General features: G+C 75.7%; 7 protein-coding genes. 2 read left to right on the top strand and 5 right to left on the bottom strand.

Annotation, left to right across the window (positions count from 1 at the left end):
- Positions 1 to 238: 238 nt before the first annotated feature.
- The 3 genes from ACY1JF_RS15750 to ACY1JF_RS15740 all read right to left on the bottom strand — a co-directional run bounded on the left by ACY1JF_RS15750 (position 239) and on the right by ACY1JF_RS15740 (position 2075).
- The gene (locus ACY1JF_RS15750; protein WP_462705746.1) at positions 239 to 631 is read right to left on the bottom strand and encodes a hypothetical protein; all 393 of its coding nucleotides are present in this window, start codon (positions 629 to 631) and stop codon (positions 239 to 241) included.
- A 281-nt stretch (positions 632 to 912) separates the two neighbouring features.
- Complete coding sequence (locus tag ACY1JF_RS15745; RefSeq protein ID WP_462705745.1) at positions 913 to 1431, bottom strand: hypothetical protein; 519 nt, start codon at positions 1429 to 1431, stop codon at positions 913 to 915.
- A gap of 5 nt (positions 1432 to 1436) precedes the next feature.
- Positions 1437 to 2075, bottom strand: coding sequence for a hypothetical protein (locus ACY1JF_RS15740; protein WP_462705744.1), 639 nt, complete (start codon positions 2073 to 2075; stop codon positions 1437 to 1439).
- A 160-nt stretch (positions 2076 to 2235) separates the two neighbouring features.
- Here ACY1JF_RS15740 and ACY1JF_RS15735 point away from each other — a divergent pair, with 160 nt between their 5' ends.
- Positions 2236 to 2766: a GNAT family N-acetyltransferase gene (locus tag ACY1JF_RS15735; protein WP_462705743.1), complete on the top strand. Its 531-nt coding sequence runs from the start codon at positions 2236 to 2238 to the stop codon at positions 2764 to 2766.
- On the opposite strand, the gene ACY1JF_RS15730 is transcribed toward ACY1JF_RS15735, so the two are convergent.
- Complete coding sequence (locus ACY1JF_RS15730; protein WP_462705750.1) at positions 2750 to 4801, bottom strand: MDR family MFS transporter; 2052 nt, start codon at positions 4799 to 4801, stop codon at positions 2750 to 2752. The two genes, ACY1JF_RS15735 and ACY1JF_RS15730, sit on opposite strands and share 17 nt — an antisense overlap.
- An 860-nt stretch (positions 4802 to 5661) precedes the next feature.
- Between ACY1JF_RS15730 and ACY1JF_RS15725 the strand changes: the two genes are divergently transcribed.
- Positions 5662 to 6543, top strand: coding sequence for a peptidoglycan-binding domain-containing protein (locus tag ACY1JF_RS15725; RefSeq protein WP_462705742.1), 882 nt, complete (start codon positions 5662 to 5664; stop codon positions 6541 to 6543).
- A 45-nt stretch (positions 6544 to 6588) separates the two neighbouring features.
- On the opposite strand, the gene ACY1JF_RS15720 is transcribed toward ACY1JF_RS15725, so the two are convergent.
- Positions 6589 to 7248, bottom strand: coding sequence for an HAD-IA family hydrolase (locus ACY1JF_RS15720; RefSeq protein ID WP_462705741.1), 660 nt, complete (start codon positions 7246 to 7248; stop codon positions 6589 to 6591).
- Positions 7249 to 7275 lie beyond the last annotated feature (27 nt).

The following is a 7275-nucleotide window of genomic DNA, read 5'->3' as shown; positions in this document are numbered from 1 at the left end:
GGGTGCGGGCACGAGTACGGTCCGCCCGCGCGGGACACCGGCCCCCGCCCGCCGTACGCGGGTGCGGGCACGAGTACGGTCCGCCCGCGCGGGACACCGGCCCCCGCCCGCCGTACGCGGGTGCGGGCACGAGTACGGTCCGCCCGCGCGGGACACCGATCCCCGCCGGTCATACGCGGGCGCGGGCCGTCCGCGTGGGACGCCGGCTCCCGCCGGTCGTACGCGGGTGTGGGTCGTGTCATACCTCGTGGTAGAAGCCCACGTTCACGCTGCGCGGCTCGGTGCGGTCCTGTACGACGACCTCGCCGGTGCCGCCCCTGGGCAGCGGGACCGTGCCGCCGTAGGCGACGGGCCGGGTGTGCCCGTCCACCGTCAGGCGGACCTGCGCGGACGGGTCGGGCCGGGAGCCGCGCAGCCAGGTGAGCTGCCAGGTGCCCCCGGGGCCGCACAGGAACTCCAGGTGGACCCGCGAGACGAACAGCCAGTCCTCCGGCGTCGGCAGCCGGCACACCGACGTGTCCCGGCCCACTCGCAGCACCGTGCCCGGCTCGCTGGGCGCGTCCGCCATCCGCATGCCGGCCGTGGCACCCTCGTCCGCCGCGGAGACGGCGGCCATGGTGAGTTCGAGCACGTGCGCTCCTCTTGGTGACGTCCGGTGGCGATCGGCCTCCAGGCTAAGTCGCTCGCGGTGCGGTGTCCGGACAACGGGGAGCACGACCGAGCGGAAGCCGCCCGCGAGGGCGCGTCCGTGCCGGCGCGCAAGGCGGCGGAGGCTCCGTCAAAGCGGGCCGGGGGCCGCTGCTCACGGCGCCGCCCGGCCCCCCGCCGGGGTCGGGGCCCCGCGACGTCGAAGAGGCCGTGGGGAGGTGGCGGGAGGGCCGGGCGGAACAGGGGTGGACGTCCTGCCGTCCACTACAGGCGCATGAGCTTCTCCGACAGCTCGCGGTAGTCCCGCAGGGCGAGGCGGAGCTGTTCGGTGTCGGTGGCCGTGGCCTGCCGTTCGGTGTCGGCGGACTGCCAGGACGCGCGCAGGGTGCGGCGGCGGCGCGTCATCGCGTCGGTGAAGCGGGAGGTGATCTCCTCCAGGACGCGGTCGGCCTCCTCCACCGCGGCCCGCGGGGCGTCGACGAATCCGGAGACCGCGTGGTGCAGCCGCTGCTCCAGCTTGTCGCGCTCCCCGTGCGGGAGGAGGGAGGTGCCGGGGCCGGGGGGCGTGGTGGTGGAGGCACCGGTGCCGGACCCGGTTCCCTCGGTCCGCAGGCGCGGGGCCGCCTCGGCGCGGGCGCCGGCCGTGTGGTCGGCGTGGGCGCCGGGCGGGGCGTCGGGGTCGAGTGCCGGGCCGGTGCCGGGGGCCTGCCCGCCGGGGGTCTCGGTCGCGGATCGGTCGCGTTCGGCGCGGGTGCCGCCGGTCGGCCGGGTCAGATCGGACATGTGGCTCAGCTCTCCTTCGGGTGGCGGCGGTTCAGGGCCCAGGGCTGGTGGTTCTTCCCACGGGCCGGGGTGTGGGCGGCGCGGTGGTCGCCGTGGTCGGTGTGGATCAGCTTCTCGAACAGGGCGCGGGCCTCGACCATGGCCTCCCGCAGCCGCTCGGTTCCGGTGCCGTCGTCCGCATGGCCGCCGTTGGCCGCGTGGTGCACGCGCCGGTAGCCGTCGACGTGGTGGGCGTGGTGCACGGACAGCGCGGCCAGCTGTTCCTCGTACCGGCCGCCGTCCGGGAAGCCCCGGGCGCCGGCCAGCTCGGAGAGCAGCCGGTCGGCCTCGGCGACCGCCTCGCGGGGGGAGTCGACGAACCGCTCCTGCGCGGCCGTCCAGCGCGCCTCGAACCGCGCCCGTTCGGCCGGCTCCAGGGGCTTGACGCGCAGCGAGCCGTGCCGCTCCACGCGCTCGGCCAGTTCGCGTTCGGCCGCCTTCGTGTCGCCGTCGTGCCGGGCGACGGTCCGGTCGTACTCGGGCCCGAAGCGCCGCTTCAGGCTCCCGCCGTGCCGGGAGCCCCGGGCACGCAGGGTCAGGACGGCCGCGACGATCAGTACGGCCGCCACCAGCACGATCAGAGCGATGATCACTCCTGTGGACATGGATGCCTTCCAGGTTCTCGGCCCAACCGGCTTTCCGTACGGGCCGGTTCGCGGTTCGTGTACCCCCTGAGGACCCGTCAAACGGTGGCGGCCGGAGCCCTGGGGGCGGACGGGCGAACGCGGTTGCGCACCGGGCGGGCGCCCGCCGACCATGCGGGGCATGACATGGACCATTGCCCCGGAACCGTACGACTCCCCCGCCGCGAAGGCCCTGTGGCGGGCGTACTGCACGGAGATCAGCGACCGCTGGTACTTGCTGCACGAGGGGCGGCGGACCGGCGCGGCGGAGCTGGAGCGGGAGATCGCCCGGAAGAGCGGCGCCGAATTCGCCCCGCCCCGAGGGGTGTTGCTGGTCGCCCGGTGGGACGGGGAGCCGGCCGGCACGGCGGGCGTGCGGCTGCTGGACGCCGGGACGGCCGAGCTGAAGCGGCTGTACGTGACCCGGGGGCTGCGCGGGCGGGGCGGAGCCGCGGCGCTGGTGGGGGCCGCGGAGGAGGCGGCCCGGGGGCTGGGGGCGGGGCGGATGGTGCTGGACACGCGCCGGGACCTGGCCGAGGCCCGTGCGCTGTACGCGCGGCTCGGTTACCGGGAGACGGAGGCGTACAACGACAATCCGTACGCCGAGCACTGGTTCGCCAAGCCGCTCGACGGGCGGGCCGGGCGGGTGGCAGGCGTCAGCCCGACCGGGTGAGGACGCGTTCGTCGTCGTGCGGGCGCTCCCGCCGCGCGCCGCACAGTTCGTCGTTCAGCTCCCCGACCAGGCGGACCAGGTCCCTCGGGCGGTCGGGGCCCCACCAGTCGCCGAGGAGTTCGGCCAGCGACTCCTCGCGGGCGCGCGAGAGCCGTTCGGCCACCTCGCGGCCGTGGTCGGTCAGGACCAGGCCCAGGCCCCGGCGGACGGCGAGGTGCCGGATCTCGGCCTGCCGGGCGGCCTCCAGGACGACGTTCAGCGGTACGGCGCTGCCCTCGGCGAGCCGGCCCGGCTCCACACAGCCGTACCGCCGGATGCGCAGCAGCAGCCAGCTCGTCGCGGGCAGCAGGTCGTACCCGGCGCGGGTGGTGATCTTCCGGTAGGCCGCGCGGCGGCCCTCCCGGGTGCCGAGGACCGACAGGGCGCGGCACACCTCGTCGTGCGAGGAGCGCTGGACCGGGTTGGTGGCGAAGGTCTGCGCGCCGTCGGGGGCGGTGACCGAGCCGCGCAGCCGGTCCTCCCTCAGGAACCAGGCGAGGACGAAGCCGAGGAGGGCGACCGGAGCGGCGTAGAGGAAGACGTCGGTGATGGAGGCGGCGTAGGCGTGCACGGCGTCCGGGCGCAGCGGGGCGGGCAGGGCGGCGATGCCGCGCGGGTCGGACTCCAGGGTGCCGGCCGAGACGCCGGGCGGGAGCCGGTCGCCGCGGAAGGCGTCCGTGAGGCGGTCGCCGAGGCGGCTCGCGAAGACGGTGCCGAAGACGGACACGCCGAAGGCCGCGCCGATCGAGCGGAAGAAGGTGGCGCCGGAGGTGGCGGCGCCCAGGTCCTCGTAGGGGACGGCGTTCTGGACGATGAGGACGAGGATCTGCATCACCAGGCCCAGGCCCGCTCCGAAGACGAAGAAGAAGGCGCTCATCTCGGCGGTGGGGCTGTTCTCGTCCAGTCGGTGGAGGAGGAGCAGGCCGAGGGCGGTGACGCCGGTGCCGGCGATCGGGAACACCTTCCAGCGGCCGGTGCGGCTGACGATCTGGCCGGAGACGGTGGACGCCAGCAGCAGGCCGATCACCATCGGCAGCATGTGCACCCCGGACATGGTCGGGCTGACGCCCTGCACCACCTGGAGGAAGGTCGGCAGGTACGTCATCGCGCCGAACAGCGCGAAGCCGACGACCAGGCTGATCGCGGCCGACAGCACGAAGGTGCGGACGCGGAAGAGGCGGAGCGGGAGGACCGGTTCGGCGGCCCGGCGCTCGGCGGCCACGAACGCCGCGGCCAGCACCACGCCCAGTACCGCCAGGCCGATGATCTGCGGCGACGCCCAGGGCCAGGTGGTCCCGCCGAGGGAGGCGACCAGGACCAGGCAGGTGGCGACGGCGGCGATGAGGAAGGTGCCGAGGTAGTCGATGACGTGGCGGTCGGCGCGGCGCGGGACGCGCAGGACCGCCGCGATCACGGCGAGGGCGATCACCCCGACGGGCAGGTTGATGTAGAAGACCCAGCGCCAGCTGAGGTGCTCGGTGAAGACGCCGCCGAGCAGCGGGCCGAGCACACTGGTGGCGCCGAACACCGCGCCGAACAGGCCCTGGTAGCGGCCCCGTTCACGGGGCGGCACCAGGTCGCCGACGATCGCCATCGACAGCACCATCAGTCCGCCGCCGCCCAGTCCCTGCACCGCCCGGAAGGCGATCAGCTCGCCCATGCTCCGCGCGACCCCGCACAGTGCCGATCCGGCCAGGAAGAGGACGATCGCCGTCTGGAACAGCCGCTTGCGCCCGTACTGGTCGCCGAGCTTGCCCCACAGCGGCGTCGCGGCGGTCGCGGCCAGCAGGTACGCCGTCACGACCCACGACAGGTGCGCCATGCCGCCGAGGTCGCTGACGATGGTGGGCAGCGCCGTCGAGACGATGGTCTGGTCGAGGGCGGCCAGCAGCATGCCGAGGAGCAGAGCCCCGATGGAGACGAGGACATGGCCCGGGACCTGCTCGTGCGGAGTGGTGCGGGCCACGCCCTGTGCACTGCCGATGTCCCCGGCCATGGCGACCTCCCGAGACTTGGTCACACCTTCCATCCTGTTCGGGGTGACCGGTTATGGCCGGTTCAGTCGTACGGAATGCCGGTATTCCGGCGGTGGGCGCGGGCGGTGGCCCAGGCGGTGCGGAAGGCGGCCGGGGTGGTGCGGGAGGGGCACGTGTGTGCGACCGCCGTGAAGATCTGCATAATCACTGGAGTTCGCGAGGGGACGCGAGCGCCGGAAGGGGAGGGGTCTGACGCGTGGGACAGCCGGAGGGGCCGGAGAAGCCCGTGGGGTCCGCCGGAGCGGAGCAGGGGGGCGGACAGCCCCCGGTCGAGGGACGTGAGCAGGTGCCTACGGGAGCCCAGGGCCCGGTCGCTCCGGAGGCCGCGGGCGGGGCCTGCCCCGAGTGCGGGGCGTCCCGGCGGGCGGATCACACGCCCTCCTGCGAGTGCGGCCCGCGTGCGGCCGACGCCCTGCTGGAGGCGCGTACCGCCGAGGCGGCCGCGGCGGAGGACTTCAATCCGCTGCGGATACGGCCGTACGTCGCGCTGGAGGAGACGGAGCGGGAAACGGAGCGGAAGGCGCGGAAGGGAGCCGGGCGGGGAGCGGGCCAGGGAGCGGAGGAAGGCGGTACGGGGGCGGCCGGGAGGCCGGACGGTTCCGGCGGAGCTACTGCGGACACGGCGGGTGCGGTGGGTGCAGCGGACACGGCGGGTGCAGCGGACACGGCGAGCCAGGCGGACCCGCCGGGGCAAGCGGGCCAGGCGGATCCGGTGGTCAAGGCGGGTCCGGCAGGCTCGGCGAGTCCGGCGGGCCAGGCGGCCCAGGCGAGTCCGCCGGCCCAGGCTGGTCCCGCGAGCCCCGCAGGGGAAACCGGGCCGGTGGCGAGCGCCGGGCCGGAGGATCCGTCGGACGCGGCCGAGACCACCATGGTGCTGCGCGCCCCCGACGCCGCCTCGGCGCAGGGGACCGCGGACCCGGCCGCGACCTCCGTCCTCCCCACTCCCCTGGCGCCCCCGGCGACCGCGCCCAACGCCACCGACCTGCGGATGTTCGAACCGGCGGGCGGCGAGCCCGCCGGGCCGCGCACCGTCGCGCCCGCGGCCCCCGCCGGGCGCCGCCGCCCCCGGCGGGCGGCGAAGGTCGGCGCCGCGGTGGCCGCCGTCGTGGTGCTGGGCACCGCCGGGTACGCGAGCGGCCTGTTCTCCTACCAGTCACCGGCGCGGAACGGGGCCCCGGCGGACGAGGTGCGGGCCGGCGTGCCGGACCCGTCGACCGGCATGGCCTCGGCCCGGGAGGCCACCGCCGGCGCCTCCGCGTCGTCCCAGTCCGCCTCGCCCTCCCCGTCCTCCTCCGCGTCCGGGGACGGGGACGGGGACGGGGAGGAGAGCCCGTCGCCCTCGGCGTCCCCGTCGGCGTCGGACGCCTCGCCCTCGGCGTCGCGCACCGCCGAGGCGAGCCGGTCGGCGACCTCGTCGGACACCAGCGCGCCGGCCACCGAATCGCAGCCGGCGGAGGACGACACGGAGGACGGGGAGGCCACGGTGCTGCGGCGCGGCGACGACGGCCCGGAGGTCACCGAGCTCCAGCTGCGGCTGCGCCAGGTGCACCTCTACCTGAACGACATCGACGGCAACTACGACCGCCAGGTCGAGGAGGCCGTCAGCCGCTTCCAGTGGACCCGCGGCATCAGCTCCGAGGAGACGGGCACGTACGGGCCGAAGACCCGCGAGCGGCTGGAGCGGGAGACCCGGGAGCCCTGAGGACGCCGAGGGGGCTGCGCGAAGGCTCCGCGGCGGACGGCACCGTCAGCCGATGTGCAGGCGGACGGTGCCGTCCGCCGCGGACTCCACCCGGACCTCGGTCAGATCGCGGACCAGCGCGTCGGGCCCGTGCGGGGCGGCCCGGAGACCCACGCCGACGACCCGCATCCCGGCGGCGCGCGCGGCGGCGATGCCGGCGCCGGAGTCCTCGAAGGCGACGCAGTCGGCGGGGGCCGTGCCCAGTTCGGCGGCGCCCTTGAGGAAGCCCTCGGGGTCGGGCTTGCTGGCGCCGACCGACTCGGCGGTGACGCGTACGTCGGGCAGGGCCAGCCCGGCGGCGCCCATCCGGGCGGTGCAGAGCGCCACGTCGGCGGAGGTGACGAGGGCGTGCGGCAGGCCGCGCAGGGCGGCGAGGAACTCCGGCGCCCCCGGGATCGGGACGACACCGTCGGTGTCGGCGGTCTCCTCGGCGAGCAGGCGCGCGTTGTCGGCGTGGTTCTGCTCCATGGGCCGGCCGGGCAGCAGCAGCGCCATGGAGGCGTAGCCCTGGCGGCCGTGGACGACCTTCATGACCTCGTCGCCGTCGAGTCCGTTGCGGTCGGCCCAGCGCCGCCAGACGCGCTCGACACAGGCGTCGGAGTTGACGAGGGTGCCGTCCATGTCCAGGAGCAGGGCGCGGGCGGTGAGCACGGTGGTGGCCGTCATCGGCAGACTCCAGGGCGTGGGGAGGTA

It is taken from the genome of Streptomyces sp. SYSU D01066-1 (assembly GCF_054956795.1).
This window is presented reverse-complemented; position numbering and strand designations above follow the sequence as displayed.

Excerpts from the sequence above, each read along its gene's own strand:
- ACY1JF_RS15735 (WP_462705743.1), top strand. The coding sequence starts at position 2,236 with ATGACATGGACCATTGCCCCGGAACCGTACGACTCCCCCGCCGCGAAG.
- ACY1JF_RS15730 (WP_462705750.1), bottom strand. The coding sequence starts at position 4,801 with ATGGCCGGGGACATCGGCAGTGCACAGGGCGTGGCCCGCACCACTCCG.
- ACY1JF_RS15740 (WP_462705744.1), bottom strand. The coding sequence starts at position 2,075 with ATGTCCACAGGAGTGATCATCGCTCTGATCGTGCTGGTGGCGGCCGTA.
- ACY1JF_RS15720 (WP_462705741.1), bottom strand. The coding sequence starts at position 7,248 with ATGACGGCCACCACCGTGCTCACCGCCCGCGCCCTGCTCCTGGACATG.
- ACY1JF_RS15745 (WP_462705745.1), bottom strand. The coding sequence starts at position 1,431 with ATGTCCGATCTGACCCGGCCGACCGGCGGCACCCGCGCCGAACGCGAC.